14 protein-coding genes are annotated in these 14,147 nt (G+C 63.3%); 8 read left to right on the plus strand and 6 right to left on the minus strand.

The genetic code is table 11. The features are described from left to right. The first annotated feature begins 146 nt into the window (after positions 1-146). Positions 147-1,001: a LysR substrate-binding domain-containing protein gene (locus NKH06_RS13005; protein ID WP_352442912.1), complete on the plus strand. Its 855-nt coding sequence runs from the start codon at positions 147-149 to the stop codon at positions 999-1,001. Between the two features lie 67 nt (positions 1,002-1,068). Here NKH06_RS13005 and NKH06_RS13010 read toward each other — a convergent pair whose 3' ends face one another. The 5 genes from NKH06_RS13010 to NKH06_RS13030 form a co-directional block, all read right to left on the minus strand. Beyond that, positions 1,069-1,377, minus strand: a complete 309-nt coding sequence (locus tag NKH06_RS13010; protein WP_023814112.1) for a cupredoxin domain-containing protein — start codon at positions 1,375-1,377, stop codon at positions 1,069-1,071. Positions 1,378-1,388: 11 nt separating this feature from the next. Then, positions 1,389-1,913, minus strand: a complete 525-nt coding sequence (locus NKH06_RS13015; protein WP_352442913.1) for a DUF4142 domain-containing protein — start codon at positions 1,911-1,913, stop codon at positions 1,389-1,391. A 116-nt stretch (positions 1,914-2,029) separates the two neighbouring features. Then, on the minus strand, positions 2,030-2,704 hold the full coding sequence (locus NKH06_RS13020) for an RNA polymerase sigma factor (RefSeq protein ID WP_352442914.1): 675 nt from the start codon (positions 2,702-2,704) through the stop codon (positions 2,030-2,032). Positions 2,705-2,834: 130 nt separating this feature from the next. Next, positions 2,835-3,896, minus strand: coding sequence for an HPP family protein (locus tag NKH06_RS13025; protein WP_352442915.1), 1,062 nt, complete (start codon positions 3,894-3,896; stop codon positions 2,835-2,837). Between the two features lie 232 nt (positions 3,897-4,128). Beyond that, positions 4,129-5,307, minus strand: coding sequence for a cystathionine beta-lyase (locus tag NKH06_RS13030; RefSeq protein WP_352442916.1), 1,179 nt, complete (start codon positions 5,305-5,307; stop codon positions 4,129-4,131). Positions 5,308-5,821: 514 nt separating this feature from the next. Here NKH06_RS13030 and NKH06_RS13035 point away from each other — a divergent pair. The 7 genes from NKH06_RS13035 (at position 5,822) to NKH06_RS13065 (ending at position 12,808) form a co-directional block, all read left to right on the plus strand. After that, the gene (locus tag NKH06_RS13035) at positions 5,822-6,457 is read left to right on the plus strand and encodes a DUF1326 domain-containing protein (protein WP_352893254.1); all 636 of its coding nucleotides are present in this window, start codon (positions 5,822-5,824) and stop codon (positions 6,455-6,457) included. 9 nt (positions 6,458-6,466) lie between these two features. After that, entirely contained in the window at positions 6,467-7,312 is an 846-nt protein-coding gene (locus NKH06_RS13040; RefSeq protein WP_352893255.1) for a DUF2182 domain-containing protein, read from the plus strand. A 442-nt stretch (positions 7,313-7,754) separates the two neighbouring features. Continuing rightward, the gene (locus NKH06_RS13045) at positions 7,755-8,783 is read left to right on the plus strand and encodes an amino acid ABC transporter substrate-binding protein (RefSeq protein ID WP_023814120.1); all 1,029 of its coding nucleotides are present in this window, start codon (positions 7,755-7,757) and stop codon (positions 8,781-8,783) included. Between the two features lie 63 nt (positions 8,784-8,846). Then, positions 8,847-10,034, plus strand: coding sequence for an amino acid ABC transporter permease (locus tag NKH06_RS13050; RefSeq protein ID WP_352442919.1), 1,188 nt, complete (start codon positions 8,847-8,849; stop codon positions 10,032-10,034). Positions 10,035-10,043: 9 nt separating this feature from the next. Continuing rightward, entirely contained in the window at positions 10,044-11,201 is a 1,158-nt protein-coding gene (locus NKH06_RS13055) for an amino acid ABC transporter permease (protein ID WP_027037850.1), read from the plus strand. Positions 11,202-11,279: 78 nt separating this feature from the next. Next, the gene (locus NKH06_RS13060) at positions 11,280-12,029 is read left to right on the plus strand and encodes an amino acid ABC transporter ATP-binding protein (protein WP_031213892.1); all 750 of its coding nucleotides are present in this window, start codon (positions 11,280-11,282) and stop codon (positions 12,027-12,029) included. 110 nt (positions 12,030-12,139) lie between these two features. Continuing rightward, positions 12,140-12,808, plus strand: a complete 669-nt coding sequence (locus NKH06_RS13065) for a TIGR02117 family protein (protein WP_352893256.1) — start codon at positions 12,140-12,142, stop codon at positions 12,806-12,808. A gap of 100 nt (positions 12,809-12,908) precedes the next feature. Here NKH06_RS13065 and NKH06_RS13070 read toward each other — a convergent pair whose 3' ends face one another. Beyond that, positions 12,909-14,144, minus strand: coding sequence for an FAD-dependent monooxygenase (locus NKH06_RS13070; RefSeq protein ID WP_352893257.1), 1,236 nt, complete (start codon positions 14,142-14,144; stop codon positions 12,909-12,911). Between the last annotated feature and the right edge of the window lie 3 nt (positions 14,145-14,147).

Below are 14,147 nucleotides of genomic sequence, written 5' to 3' on the forward strand. Positions count from 1 at the left end.
TATAATATTATTTTGTCTTTATTTTGGCCTCTCAATGTGCCCCGCGGGCCCCCTTAAATTAACCCCCCGCCGGGGGGGCGGTTTCCGGGCCCCCCGACGCCATCCGGAAACGTCGGACGATGGCCGTAAATCCGCCGCGACCTCGAATGCCGCCTCTCAACACCTTGCGCGCCTTTGAAGCTGCCGCTCGCCAGGAGAGCTTTGCCAAGGCCGCCGATGAACTTGGCGTTACCCCGGCGGCCGTATCGCATCAGGTCAAGGCGCTGGAGGCGTGGCTGGGCTCGTCGCTGTTCGTGCGCCATGCCCAGGGGCTGCATCTGACCGAGGCTGGGCGCGCGGCGCTGCCGGCCTTCTCCACGGCGTTCGACTCCATGGGCCTTGCCGTCCAGGAACTGCGCATCTGGGCGCCAAGGCCGCAGGTGAGCATTGCCGCGCTGCCGTCGATTGCCCAGCTGTGGCTGGCTCCGTGTCTGCCGGCGCTTCGCGCTGCGCTTCCCGCCCTTCGCCCGTCCATCCATGCGCTGGAGGAGCCGCCGGATTTCAGGCGTGAACCCTTTGACCTCGCAATCTTCTTGACCAGGCACGCACCAGGGGGCAGCCGCGCGTTCAAGCTCTGCGACGACGTGATCTTTCCGGTCTGCGCGCCGGCGCTCGCCAGGCAGCTGAAAACGCCGGCTGATCTGTCATCGCAGCTTCTGCTTTGGGACACGACCTGGACCGGCGACTGGAGCCTGTGGTTCGAGGCTGCCGGGCTGAAAGGTCCGTCGATCGAGTCCGGTTCCGAATTCTCGCTCTACAGCATGGCGCTGCAGGCGGCCGTCGACGGCGCCGGCGTTCTGATGGGGCATGAGGCTCTGGTCGCGCGCGCTATCGCCGCCGGTTCGCTCGTGGCGCCGTTCCCGCAGCGCGTTCCGACCGGCCTCAGCCTCTCTATCCTGGCGCCGGACCGCCCGCCCGCCCAGGCAGCGCAGATGATCGAGTGGCTGCTTGCACAGGGCTGAGCGATCCGGGACTGACGCTTGGAACAACCGGCGGCAAAGCGATCGCTTCGCCGCCGGTTCCAAACCATCATGGCGTCACGTCGAGACGGCCTTTCATGTTGGGGTGAAAGCGGCAGAAATAGTCGACCGGTCCCGCGGCCTTCAATGTCAGGCTTGCGGATTTCTTCGGCGGGATCATCACTTCCCAGCCGCCTTTCACGGTGGCCGTGTGGGCGAACACATCCTTGTTCACCCACTCGATCGTGTCGCCGACCTTGGCCTCGACGGTGGCTGGCGAGAACACCAGCCTGTCGATGATGACCTGGATGGTTTCTGCTCGCGCCGGAACGGTACCGACGGCCAGCGCCAACGCAATCCACAGATGGCGTTTCGGCATGCTCCCGGTCCTTACTTGAGCATGCCGGCGACGTGCTCGGCGTGCTGCTCATGGCCCTGGAAAATCTTCAGGCCGGTTTCCAGCAGGCTCTTCAGTTCGGCATTCTGCGCCGACGGGATCAAAAGGGTTTCGAGCGCGCCGTTGACCTGCTTGTGGTAGGCGACCTCATTGTCGACATAGGCCTTGTCGAAGGCAGCGCCGTCGAGTTTGGCGAGCTTGGCCCGCTCCTCCGCCGCAGCTTTGGTCAGCGCCTGGCTGGTGGCGTTGTCTTCCGGCGTGACCTTGAGCTTCTTCACCAGGTCGAGCGCCTGAACATTTACAGCCTCGTGATCCCGGACCATGTCCTTGGCGAAATCGACGACCTCCTTGTTCTTCGATTTCTCGATCGCCAGCTTGGCCGTTTCGACGTCGATGACCCCGGCCGTGTAGGCGATGTGGGCGATCTGCGGATCGGTTGGCTTGTCGGCGGCCTGTGCGAACGGGGACGTGCCAAGCAGCAGCAGGGCGGCGAGCGCGGCAGTGTGTCGGATAGACATGGCATCTCCTTCGTCCGGACGCTGAAATCGCGCCGGACTGTGTTTTTCGGTTGACGGTCATTGGATGCTGGTCAGCGGGAAACGTTCCCGCCAAAATCAACTGAATCGGGTGAGGCTCAGCTTTCCAGCCCGAGCCGCCGCATCACGGCGCTGGTCAGTCGTTCGCAACGCCGGCCGGCGAAGGGGAAGGCATCGAGCAGCACCGGTCCGATCTGGTCGTCCAGCGCCTTGCGCACGAGGGCGCGCGCGCGGTGCAGCCTCGTCTTGACGGTTTGCGGCCGCACGCCGAGGAGATCGGCGGTCTCCTCGATGCTCAGCCCCTCGATCACCCGCGCCACGAACACCGTCCGGTAGACGTCGGGAAGGCTGTCGGTGGCCTGTTCGACCAGTTGGAGGATCTGCCTTTGCGCCATCGTCCGTTCCGGATCGTCGCTGGGGTTGAGAGGGAACCGGATGATCTCGGCTTGCGGATTTTCCAGCAGTGCCACCGTTCTGCGCCTGTTGCGCAGGCGGCCAAGCGCCTCGTTGATGACGATGCGCGACAGCCATGTGGCGAGCGAGGAGTCGCCGCGAAACGCATCGAGATGGGCGAAAGCCTTGACGTAGGCCTCCTGCACGATGTCCTCGGCCTCGCTGTCATTGCGCACGACGCCGCGCGCGACCCGGTAGAGCCGCTGATTGTGTGTCTTGATGATGGTGCGGAAGGCATCGCCGTCGCGCGCCAAGGCGCGGCGCACAAGCTGCATCTCGCCTGGCACAGCAGAAGGCACGGCCGTCAAGACAGCAGGCATGGCCAGTTTCCTCAACCCAATCTCCGGACCGAACCTCGATTGAGAGATTGGACGCTGTCGCCGGCAAAAGGTTCCCGAAGACTTTTCGCGGGGCCCGGCGGCGGTATCTTACCGCGGGAGCGAAGGCTTGTCAGGCAGCCTGCAGGCGCGCCGTGGCCGCCAACAGATCGGTCTGGGTGATCAGCCCGAGAATCCGCTTGTCGTCGTCGACGATGATGACCGCATGGCTGCGGCCGTCGGTGAGCACCGGCAGCAGACCCATGGCGGCAAAACCTGCGGCGGCTGTTGCCGCGGGCGATATGACGGATCCGACCGTCCCGGAGGCCTGGGTGAGTTCGCGCAACCCCACGGTGCCTGCCAGCCTGGCCTCCGCATTGACGACCGGCAGGGTCCGGATGTTGTGGTCAAGCAGCAATTGGCGCGCCGCCTCGGTCGAGGTGTGAGTATCGACCGAGATCACATCGCGCGACATGATGTCCTCGCACAGAAGCGTCTTGTGCGCGCGCACCATCGCCTGCAATTCGACCTGCCGCAGCAGCCGGTCGAGATCGTTGCGATCGATATCGAACGTCTCGTCAAGTGCGCCAAGCGCGGCATCGATGTCTTCGGACCGGAAGCCCACGCGCAGCTGCGCCGGCGGATCGCCGGTGCCGTGGCTGTTCGCCGGCGCTGCAGCCGGCACATGCGGATAATTGCGCCGGGCCAGCCTGTGGAAGCCGTAGCCGAGCGCCACCAGCAGGATCGAGTTCAGCGCCACCGGCACGAATGGAAACAGGAAGCCGGCGCTGATGACGGCAGGCCCTCCCAGCACCGCGGTCAGCGCGGCCGCTCCGCCCGGCGGATGCAGGCAGCGCGTGAACGACATGGCAGCGATGGCCAGTGCCACCGCGATGCCGCTGGCAAGGGCGGTTTCGTGGATGAAATGCGCCACGATCACGCCGACAAGTGCCGATATCGTGTTGCCGCCGATGATCGACCATGGCTGTGCCAGCGGACTGGCGGGCACGGCGAACAGGAGCACCGCCGACGCCCCCATCGGCGCCACCAGCAGTGGCACATGCGGACCATTGCCGAGCACAAGGCTGGCGATAACGCCGGTGAGTGCAATCCCGATCGTTGCGCCGATACAGGCGACGAGACGCTCGCGCAGCGTCGCGCCGGCAAGAATGGGAACAAAAAGGCGGAAAGCCATGGGGTCGAAAACTCTGCCGGTATTCCAGGGGAAGTCGGAAATGTGCTGATCGCACCGCAATGACGCGGCATCGTTGAATTTGAAAGCCAAACTGATCCGCGAAATCGCAATTTTAGGGAATAGAATTCCGCTAGTGCATGTCGCCCAAAAGTGACCTCGGTTTTGGGAGAACGACATGCACAAAAACAAAACCTGAAGCGGGTCGCCTGAAAATCTTCAGGCGCGACACGCTTTAGGCCGCTGCTGCGGCGGTCAGGCCGCGCGAAATATCGGCCTTCAGGTCGTCGACATCCTCGAGGCCGATCTGCAGGCGGATCAACGGACCCTCATAGGGGGCTTTTGCAACGACACGGTCGCCAAGCCAGACCGGCACGGCAAGGCTCTCATAGCCGCCCCAGGAATAGCCGAGGCCGAAGATCCGCAGCGCGTCGAGGAAGGCGTGCTGCTGCTTCTGGCCGCCACCGGCAAGAACGATGGAAAAGATGCCGCTCGAGCCGGAAAAGTCGCGCTTCCACAGAGCGTGATCCGGATGGCTGGGCAGGGCCGGGTGGAGCACGCGCGCCACGCCCTTCTGGCCCTCGAGCCAGGAGGCGATGGCAAGCGTACTGCGCTGATGGTGTTCGAGGCGCACGCCCATGCTGCGCAGGCCACGCAGCACCTGGTAGACGTCGTCGGGCCCGGCGCAACAGCCAAGCGTGCAGAAGCTTTCGTAGAGGTGCGTCCAGCAGCTCTCATTGGCCGACACCGTGCCAAGCAGCACGTCGGAATGGCCGGCCGGGTATTTGGTCGCCGCATGGATCGATATGTCGACACCGTGGTCGAGTGGGCGGAAATAGAGTGGCGTCGCCCAGGTGTTGTCCATCATGACGATGGCGCCCGCGGCGTGCGCCGCCTTGACGATGGCCGGGATGTCCTGCACCTCGAACGTGTTGGAGGCCGGCGATTCCGTGAACACCACCTTGGTGTTGGGCTTGATCAACGCCGCGATGCCGGCGCCGACATCGGGAGCGTAGTACTCGACCTCGACGCCCAGCCGCTTCAGCATCGTGTCGGCGAAATTGCGGGTCGGATGATAGACGGTATCGACGATCAGCAGATGGTCGCCGGCCGAGACGAAGGCGAGCAGCGGCACCGTCACCGCCGCAAGGCCCGACGGCACCACGATCGTGCCTGCCGAGCCTTCCAGCGCGTCTATGGCATGGGCAAGCGCATCGGTCGTCGGTGTGCCGCGCGTGCCGTAAGTGTATTTCTGGCTGCGTGCCGCCATCGAAGCCGCGTCGCGGAAAAGCACGGTCGAAGCATGCACCACCGGCGGATTGACGAAGCCGAAATAGTCGTGCGGATTGTTGCCCGAATGGGCAAGCCGCGTGTTGATGCCCATCCCGCCGTGCTCGCTGCCGTCTTTCGCCATTCTGCGTCGCCTTGTTTGATAAGCCGCTAGCCATAGTGCGGCGCTATGGACCGTGCAACAGCCACCGCCCGCCAGGAGGCGGACTTCGAATATGCCAATTCGTCGCGGCAGAAACAGCGATGCGGGGACGGAGTATTAAACGAAAAACCCGCCTGTGCGGCGGGCTATCGGCGCAAATCAGCACCATGGACGAATATGTACCATAGCTGAGGGCAGGGAGTCAAGAAAAAATTCCTATCAAGAAAAGCGACAGGCACAAAAGTTACCGGCACAAAAAGCTGCTGCCGCCGCCGAACTGGTTGTCGTCAGGTCTTTTGTTGACCTGCGTTCGGAGCCCTTGTCCCCGCCGATCGGTCTATTGTGGGCGGCGGCGAATGGTATATGATCGTCGGCTAATATTAATCGCCGGATTGCTTCGATCAGATGCTGCCGGATGGTTGCTGCCGGTTGACTTCTGGTCCTCCACGATCCGGATCGCGCTCACGAAGCGTGAGCGCGGCAAGGGAGGAATGCCATGCCGGACGTCAAATGGGCCATGAAGGCGAGCGAATTCATCAACTGCAACTGCGCCTATGGCTGCCCGTGCCAGTTCAACGCCATGCCGACCTACGGATTCTGCCAGGCAGTCGCCGGCATGGAAATCGAGAGCGGCCATCACGGCGACACCAAGCTCGACGGGTTGCGGTTCGTCGGGATTTTCAGCTGGCCCGGCGCCATACACCAGGGCGGGGGTGAAGCCGCGGTGGTCATCGACGAGAGGGCGACGGAAGCCCAACGTGGCGCGCTGCTTCGCATATTGGGCGGTCTGGACACCGAGCCAGGTGCAACGATATTCCAGGTCTTTTCGACCACGCTGGAGAAATTCCACGACCCGATCTTTGCGCCGATCGAATTCAAGATCGACGTCGACGCGCGAACCAGTCGGCTGCATGTCGAGGGTATAACCGACGGTCGCGGCGAGCCGATCCGGAATCCGGTCACCGGGGCCGCGCACCAGGCGCGCATCGACTTGCCGCACGGCTTCGAATACGCGATCGCCGAGGTCGGACGCGGCTGGACCAAGGCGACGGGCCCGATCAAGTTCGAGCTGGCCGATACGCACAGCCATTTCGCCAATCTGCATCTCACGCAGAACGGCATCGTGCATTGACCTGATCCAATGGGCGATACGGCCCTCGAGGCGGTGCTGAGGCGCGATCGCGCGGTCGTGACGGCCGCGCTCGTCGTGATTGCCGTGCTCGCCTGGGCCTATGTGCTGTGGCTCGCCGCCACCATGGTCATGCCCGGCTCCCCTTTGCCGGACGGCGGAGGCGGCGACATGGCCGGCATGGATATGGGCGGCATGGATATGGGCGCCGCCATGGCGCCCGGCTTCCGGGCCTGGGCGATGGGCGATTTCGCCTTCACCTTCACGATGTGGGCAGTGATGATGGTCGGCATGATGACGCCTTCGGTCGCGCCGATGTTGCTGCTCTATGCCGGTGTCGGCCGCAAGGCGCGGGCGGATGGCCGGCCCATCGCTTCGACGGGATGGTTTTTTGCCGGCTATCTCGCCGTCTGGGTCGTCTTCAGCCTCCTGGCGACCGGTGCGCAATGGCTTCTCGCCCGTCTAGCCTTGCTCGATCCCTCGATGGCGACCGTCAGCGCGATCCTCGGCGGCCTCGTCCTGATCGCCGCCGGTCTCTATCAATGGACGCCGATGAAGGGCGTCTGCCTGCGCCAATGTCAGGCACCGATCGCGTTCCTGGCCAGCCATGGCGGATTCCGTTCCGCTCCGCTCGGCGCGCTTCGGCTCGGCATGGATCACGGCGCTTATTGCCTGGGGTGTTGCTGGGCGCTGATGGCTCTGTTGTTCGTCGGTGGCGTCATGAACGTGCTGTGGATCGCCGGCATCGCCATCCTTGTTCTGCTGGAGAAGACGGTGCCGACCGGGCAGCTGATTCCGCGCGTTTCAGGCGCGTTGATGGCCGCCATCGGGATCTGGATCGTCTTTCAAGCCTTTTGAGAACAGTCTTTCGTCGGCGGTCTGTATTGGTATGCAGCCGTCAGTAAATTGTCAGATGACAATCTTGGGACCTGGTAGTTCGTCGCACCGGAGGTCAACAACGACGAGGTATTGCCCGGGATGGATTTCGCTGCCGCGGTCCGTATTGGCCCGGCGTTGGCGTTGCATGAGATTTGCCGCCTTTATTAGCCCTGCTGGCTAAATCGCGGGCGTGTTTGTCTGTAAATCGGGCATTTGCGGCAATCGGTTTTCAAACTCTTTGGGTTTCGGTCATTTTCCTTGACCTCACAGGAATTATCGCCTTCGATGACATTTGTGAACGGGAGGCGGCGCGTCGGTTACGATGCGGGGTTCCGGGATGGGCCGGGATGGGAGCCGCGTTCACACGGGAGAAAAAAATCAGGATTTACTCCTGAAAAACAGAGAAAAGGGTCTGTGGGTCATGAAACATATTGCTATCGGCATTCTAGGCGCCGCCACGCTTGGATTGATGGCGTCCGCCGCGTCGGCGGCCACGCTCGACACCGTCAAGGCGAAGGGCTTCATCCAGTGCGGCGTCTCCACCGGCCTGGCCGGCTTTTCGGCGCCGGACGACAAGGGTGACTGGCAAGGCATCGATGCGGATTTCTGCCGCGCTGTCGCGGCCGCCGTCTTTGGTGACGGCTCCAAGGTCAAGTTCACGCCGCTCAGCGCCAAGGAGCGGTTCACCGCGCTGCAGTCGGGCGAGATCGACATCCTGTCGCGCAACACCACCTGGACCATCAACCGCGATACGGCGCTTGGCCTGAATTTCATCGGCGTCACCTACTATGACGGCCAGGGTTTCATGATCAACGCCAAGAAGCTGCCGGGCGTCAATTCGGCATTGCAGCTTTCGGGCGCCGCCGTCTGCGTGCAGAGCGGCACCACCACCGAGCTGAACCTCGCCGACTACTTCAAGGCCAACAAGATGGAGTACAATCCCGTCGTCTTCGAAAAGCTGGAAGAGGTCAACGCCGCCTATGATGCCGGCCGCTGCGACGTCTACACCACCGATCAGTCGGGCCTCTATGGCATCCGCCTGACGCTGGGAGCGCCGGCCGACCATGTCGTGCTGCCCGAGATCATCTCCAAGGAGCCGCTCGGACCGGCCGTTCGCCAGGGCGACGACCAGTGGTACCACATCGTCAAGTGGACCTATTTCGCGCTGCTGCAGGCTGAAGAGCTCGGCATCACCAAGGCCAATGTCGATGAGATGAAGAACTCGGCCAGCCCCGAGATCAAGCGCGTGCTCGGCCAGGAAGCCGATACCAAGATCGGTACCGATCTCGGCGTCTCCAATGACTGGGTGGTCAACATCGTCAAGGCAGTCGGCAATTATGGCGAAATGTTCGAGCGCAATGTCGGCTCGGGCAGCCCGCTGAAGATCGCGCGCGGCATCAACGCGCTGTGGACCAAAGGCGGCCTGCAATACGCGCCGCCGATCCGCTGATCGAAATGTGATCCGGGAGGCAGATCATCTGCCTCCCGGTTTCTCTTTCCAGGGGACGGTCGAATGGCATCGCAGGACGTACTTCGCGAGGAGCCCAGCCGCGGTTCCTTCATCAACGATCCGAAAATCCGGGGCATATTCTTCCAGGTGCTGGTCGTCGTGCTGCTGGTGGCGGGCGTCTGGTGGATTGCCCACAACGTCATCGACAACCTGACGCGGCTGCGCATCGCTTCAGGCTTCGGCTTCCTCAAGGGCCGCGCCGGCTTCGACATCAGCGAGAGCGCGATCGCCTATTCGTCGGATTCGACCTATGGCCGCGCGATTCTGGTCGGCCTCATCAACACCTTGATCGTCGCCATCGTCGGCATCATCACCGCGACAATCATCGGCTTCGTCATCGGCATCGGCCGGCTCTCGCAGAACTGGCTGATCAGGAAGATCTGCACCGTCTATGTCGAGGTCTTCCGCAACATCCCGCCGTTGCTGGTCATCTTCTTCTGGTATTCCGGCGTGCTGGCCGTGTTGCCGGCGCCGCGCGACAGCATCGGTTTGCCGTTCGGCTCCTTTCTCAACCAGCGCGGTTTCTATTTTCCACGCGCCGTATGGGGCGACGGCTCATGGCTGATCTTCGTCGCCCTGCTCGTCGGCATCGCCATGGCGTGGTTCGTCGCGCGCAGGGCGCGGCAACGGCAGATGGCGACCGGCCAGCAATTTCCGGTGTTTTGGACGTCCGCGGCGCTGATCGTCGGGCTGCCGCTGCTCGCCTATGCGCTGAGCGGCTTTCCCCTGAGTTTCGACTACCCGAAGCAGTCGACTTTCAACCTGACCGGCGGCTTCCAGGTCCGGCCGGAGTTCCTGTCGCTTTATCTGGCGCTGTCCTGCTATACCGCCGCCTTCATCGCCGAGATCGTGCGCGCCGGCATCAGGGGTGTCAGCGCGGGCCAGACGGAAGCTGCCGGTGCGTTGGGGTTGCGGTCCGGATCGATCCTGCGGCTGGTCGTCGTGCCGCAGGCCATGCGCATCGTTATTCCGCCGCTGACCAGCCAGTATCTCAACCTGACCAAGAACTCGTCGCTGGCCATCGCCATCGGCTATCCGGACCTGACGGCGACCGCCGGGACGGTGCTGAACCAGACCGGCCAGGCCGTCGAGGGCGTGGTGATCATGATGGTGATCTATCTCGCCATCAGCCTCCTGACCTCGCTTGTGATGAACTGGTTCAACGCCAAGATGGCGCTGGTGGAGAGGTGAGGTAAGGACATGCAAGAACATGATATGTCCTGGGTGCGCACCGAAATGGTGCTGGCGCAGCCGGCGCCGGCCGGCGTCACCGGTCTCGGTGCGTGGGTGCGCAAGAACCTGATCGCTTCCACCGGCGACACCATTTTGACAATCGTCGGCATCGCCCTGGTGGCGATGATCCTGCCGCAAATCATCAATTGGGCGTTCATCAACGCCGTGTGGACGGGACCGGACCGGACCGTATGCGCCACGGTGGCGCAAGGCGGCATCCAGCCGGATGGCTGGACCGGCGCCTGCTGGGCTTTCGTCAACGCCAAGTTCGGCCAGTTCATGCTCGGCCGCTATCCCATCGAGGAGCGCTGGCGGCCGATCCTGGTCGCCATCCTGTTCGTGGCGCTGCTGGTGCCGATGCTGATCCCGAAGGTACCGCGCAAAGGGCTGAATGCGGTTCTGCTGTTTTTCGTGCTGCCGATCGTCGCCTTCGTCCTGCTGGTCGGCGGCATGTTCGGCCTGCCGCATGTCGAGACCTCGCTTTGGGGCGGGCTCTTGGTGACGCTCAGCCTGTCCTTCGTCGGCATTGCCGTGTCGCTGCCGCTCGGCATCGTGCTGGCGCTCGGCCGCCGTTCCAAGATGCCGATCATCAAGACGCTGTGCGTCGTCTTTATCGAGACGGTGCGCGGCATCCCGCTGATCACCGTGCTGTTCTTCGCCAGCGTCATGCTGCCGCTGTTCCTGCCGGAGGGTGTCTCTTTCGACAAGTTCCTGCGCGCGCTGATCGGCGTGTCGCTTTTTGCCGCCGCCTATATGGCCGAAGTGGTGCGCGGCGGCCTGCAGGCGATCCCCAAGGGCCAGTATGAAGGTGCCGATTCGCTCGGCCTCGGCTATTGGCAGAAGATGTATTTCATCGTCATGCCGCAGGCGCTGAAACTGGTCATCCCGGGCATCGTCAACACCTTCATCGGCATGTTCAAGGACACCAGCCTGGTCATCATCATCTCGATGTTCGACCTGCTCGGCATCGTCAAACAGAATTTTTCCGATGCAAACTGGGCAACCGCGCAGACGGCGAGGTCAGGCTTGATCTTCGCCGCCTTCGTCTTCTGGCTGTTCTGCTTCGGCATGTCGCGCTATTCAATGTACACCGAACGCCGGCTCGACACCGGCCACAAACGCTAAACAAAAGAACAAGGGGATTCTGTCATGGCCACCGAAAATGCCGTCAGCGCCGAAGAGATCAAGGTCAACGCCGCCAAGATGCAGATTTCCACGACCGATGTCGCCATCGACATCATCGCCATGCACAAATGGTACGGCGAGTTCCATGTGCTGAAGGACATCAATTTGAAAGTGATGCGCGGCGAGCGTATCGTCATCTGCGGCCCCTCCGGCTCCGGCAAATCGACCATGATCCGCTGCATCAACCGTCTGGAGGAGCACCAGAAGGGCAAGATCATCGTCGACGGCAAGGAACTGACCAACGATCTCAAGAAGATCGACGAGGTGCGCCGCGAGGTCGGCATGGTGTTCCAGCACTTCAACCTGTTCCCGCATCTGACCATCCTGGAGAACTGCACGCTGGCGCCGATCTGGGTGCGCAAGACGCCGAAGAAGCAGGCCGAGGAAATCGCCATGCATTTCCTCAAGCGCGTCAAGATCCCGGAACAGGCCAACAAATATCCCGGCCAGCTTTCCGGCGGCCAGCAGCAGCGCGTGGCGATTGCCCGCTCGCTGTGCATGAACCCGCGCATCATGCTGTTCGATGAGCCGACCTCGGCGCTCGATCCGGAGATGATCAAGGAAGTGCTGGAGACGATGGTTGGTCTTGCCGAGGAAGGCATGACCATGCTGTGCGTCACCCACGAGATGGGCTTCGCCCGCAAGGTCGCCAACCGGGTGATCTTCATGGACCAGGGCCAGATCGTCGAGCAGAACACGCCGGCCGAGTTCTTCGACCACCCGCGCCACGAGCGCACGAAGCTGTTCCTGTCGCAGATCCTGCACTAGGCCTCGACGGCCACGAAGAGCCCGGCTGAAACACTGCCGGGCTCTTTTGCGTATGGGATAACAGGCGGGCGTTCGTGTCGCGCCGGAGCGCGTTTGCAGGGCCGCCTTTCATGAAAAGACTGGGACATTTTCTAGGTCTTCTGTTGGTTGTCGTCGCACTCGCCGTGACGACGGGCACCTTCGTGCCACGGCCGCTGTGGCCGGCGGCCGCCGCCATGCCCGCGGCGACGCGCCACATCCTGGTGCTGAACAATCCGATACACACCGATATCGCCATCCCGGTCGATGACGCCGTGCGCCGGCGTTTCCATTTCCTGGTCGACGCGGGCATACCGGCCGACAGGCCGGAGGTCCGCTACATCGTCTTCGGCTGGGGCGGCCGCGCCTTCTACCTGGAGACGCCGACATGGTCTGAACTGAAGGCGGTGCCGGTGATGAAGGCACTGACCCTCGACGCGTCGGTCATGCATGTCGATGTCGCCGGTGACATCCTCGAACCCCGCCCTGATATCACGGGGTTCGACATCACCGAGGACCGGTTCGAGGCGCTGCTCGATTTCATCGATGCGAGTTTCCAGCGGGGACCGGAAGGCCCGATCCTCGTTCCGGACGCAGCCTATTCCAGGTTCGACGGCTTCTACGAAGCCAATGGCCATTTCAACGCACTGGTCGGCTGCAACACCTGGACGGCGGCGGCCTTGCGCATCGCCGGCCTGCGCACCGGCTGGTGGAACCCGCTGCCTGTATCGCTCGGGCTGTCGATGAGCTTGTATAATTAGCGTGAGCATTCCGCGAATTGGCGTCGCGTTCCTTCACACCCCCCTCTGTCCGGCAGGACAGAGGGGGGTGCTGTCCCACCAACCGATTGTGCTTGTACGCTCAGCGTCGAATGAACTTCTGAGCCTGCCACCCATAGAGCCAGTCCAGATCCGCCGCGAGCTTTTCCGAGCGCATCTTCAGGAACACATTGCGCGCAATCGCCACTGGACCCGAGGCATGCCAGGCCAGCCGGTTGACAGCGCCGCGTCGAGCGACCTGCGCGACACGCGGCCGCCGTGACTGCTCCCAGACGGCAAGCGCGGCCAGAGGATCGGCGGGGAAGTCGGCGATGATATCGGCAAGCGTCACAGCATCCTCGATCGCCATCGCCGCACCTTGCGCCGCGAACGGGGTCATCGCATGCGCGGCATCGCCGATCAGCGCCATGTTGCCGGTCGTCCAAGGTTGTTTGCTGTCGACCGTGTGGATCGGCCACGCCGTCCACGGGCCGGCCTGCTCGACCAGACGGGCAAGTTCTGCCGAGGTGCCGCGCAGGGCTCGGGCCAGGATACCGGCGTCGGCGTTGCCGGACCAGCCCTCGGCGATGCGTTCGCCCTTGGTGAAGGCCGCGAGATTGAAGGCCGCACCCTTGCTGACGGGATAGGCGACCATGTGGAAGCCGGGATGCAGGAAGGTGGTGACGCAGTCCTTGGCGCCGATGGCTGCAAAGGTTTGCCCGGCGGCGCTGTCAACCGCGACGGTGGCGCGCCAGGCCAGTTCGCCGGAGAAATGGCTCCTTGCGAAGGCCGCTCCCTTGCTCGAATGGGCAAGCCCGCGCACCGACGACCAGACGCCGTCGGCGCCGACCAGCAGGAAGCCCTCGGCCTCGACAGTCTTGCCGGCCATCTCGGCCGTCACCGTGATGCCATGGGTGTCGGCGGCAATGGTGCTGATGCGCGCCCCGGTGACGGTCTCGATGTTGGCGATTTCGTTGGCCGTCGCCAGTAGCGCGCTCTGCAGGTCGGCCCGATGAGCGACGAGATAGGGTGCCCCCCAGCGGCTTTCGGCGGCTTGCCCCAGCGGCACGCGCGCCAGTTCGCGCAAGGTCGCGGCCTCCTTCAACACCACGGCTTCCGGCCGCACCGCCGCCGGCAGCAGCCGGTCGAGTACGCCAAGCTGGCGAAGGATGCGGGTCGCGTTGGGAGAAAGCTGAATGCCGGCGCCGGCAGCTTCCAGGCGCTGCGCCTGTTCGAACACCCGAACAGGGTAGCCGCGTTCGGCTAATGCAAGGGCTGCGGTCAATCCGGCGACACCCGCCCCGGCGATGACAATTTGCCGGGAGCGCGTGTCGGTCATCGG

Origin of the sequence: Mesorhizobium sp. M1342 (assembly GCF_040317955.1) — a bacterium.
In the GTDB taxonomy this organism is placed as follows: Bacteria; Pseudomonadota; Alphaproteobacteria; order Rhizobiales; family Rhizobiaceae; genus Mesorhizobium.

What these genes read in the sequence shown, in the direction of transcription:
- NKH06_RS13005 (WP_352442912.1), top strand. Translation starts at nt 147, where the DNA reads ATGCCGCCTCTCAACACCTTGCGCGCCTTTGAAGCTGCCGCTCGCCAG.
- NKH06_RS13010 (WP_023814112.1), bottom strand. Translation starts at nt 1,377, where the DNA reads ATGCCGAAACGCCATCTGTGGATTGCGTTGGCGCTGGCCGTCGGTACC.
- NKH06_RS13015 (WP_352442913.1), bottom strand. Translation starts at nt 1,913, where the DNA reads ATGTCTATCCGACACACTGCCGCGCTCGCCGCCCTGCTGCTGCTTGGC.
- NKH06_RS13020 (WP_352442914.1), bottom strand. Translation starts at nt 2,704, where the DNA reads ATGCCTGCTGTCTTGACGGCCGTGCCTTCTGCTGTGCCAGGCGAGATG.
- NKH06_RS13025 (WP_352442915.1), bottom strand. Translation starts at nt 3,896, where the DNA reads ATGGCTTTCCGCCTTTTTGTTCCCATTCTTGCCGGCGCGACGCTGCGC.
- NKH06_RS13030 (WP_352442916.1), bottom strand. Translation starts at nt 5,307, where the DNA reads ATGGCGAAAGACGGCAGCGAGCACGGCGGGATGGGCATCAACACGCGG.
- NKH06_RS13035 (WP_352893254.1), top strand. Translation starts at nt 5,822, where the DNA reads ATGCCGGACGTCAAATGGGCCATGAAGGCGAGCGAATTCATCAACTGC.
- NKH06_RS13040 (WP_352893255.1), top strand. Translation starts at nt 6,467, where the DNA reads ATGGGCGATACGGCCCTCGAGGCGGTGCTGAGGCGCGATCGCGCGGTC.
- NKH06_RS13045 (WP_023814120.1), top strand. Translation starts at nt 7,755, where the DNA reads ATGAAACATATTGCTATCGGCATTCTAGGCGCCGCCACGCTTGGATTG.
- NKH06_RS13050 (WP_352442919.1), top strand. Translation starts at nt 8,847, where the DNA reads ATGGCATCGCAGGACGTACTTCGCGAGGAGCCCAGCCGCGGTTCCTTC.
- NKH06_RS13055 (WP_027037850.1), top strand. Translation starts at nt 10,044, where the DNA reads ATGCAAGAACATGATATGTCCTGGGTGCGCACCGAAATGGTGCTGGCG.
- NKH06_RS13060 (WP_031213892.1), top strand. Translation starts at nt 11,280, where the DNA reads ATGCAGATTTCCACGACCGATGTCGCCATCGACATCATCGCCATGCAC.
- NKH06_RS13065 (WP_352893256.1), top strand. Translation starts at nt 12,140, where the DNA reads ATGAAAAGACTGGGACATTTTCTAGGTCTTCTGTTGGTTGTCGTCGCA.
- NKH06_RS13070 (WP_352893257.1), bottom strand. Translation starts at nt 14,144, where the DNA reads ATGACCGACACGCGCTCCCGGCAAATTGTCATCGCCGGGGCGGGTGTC.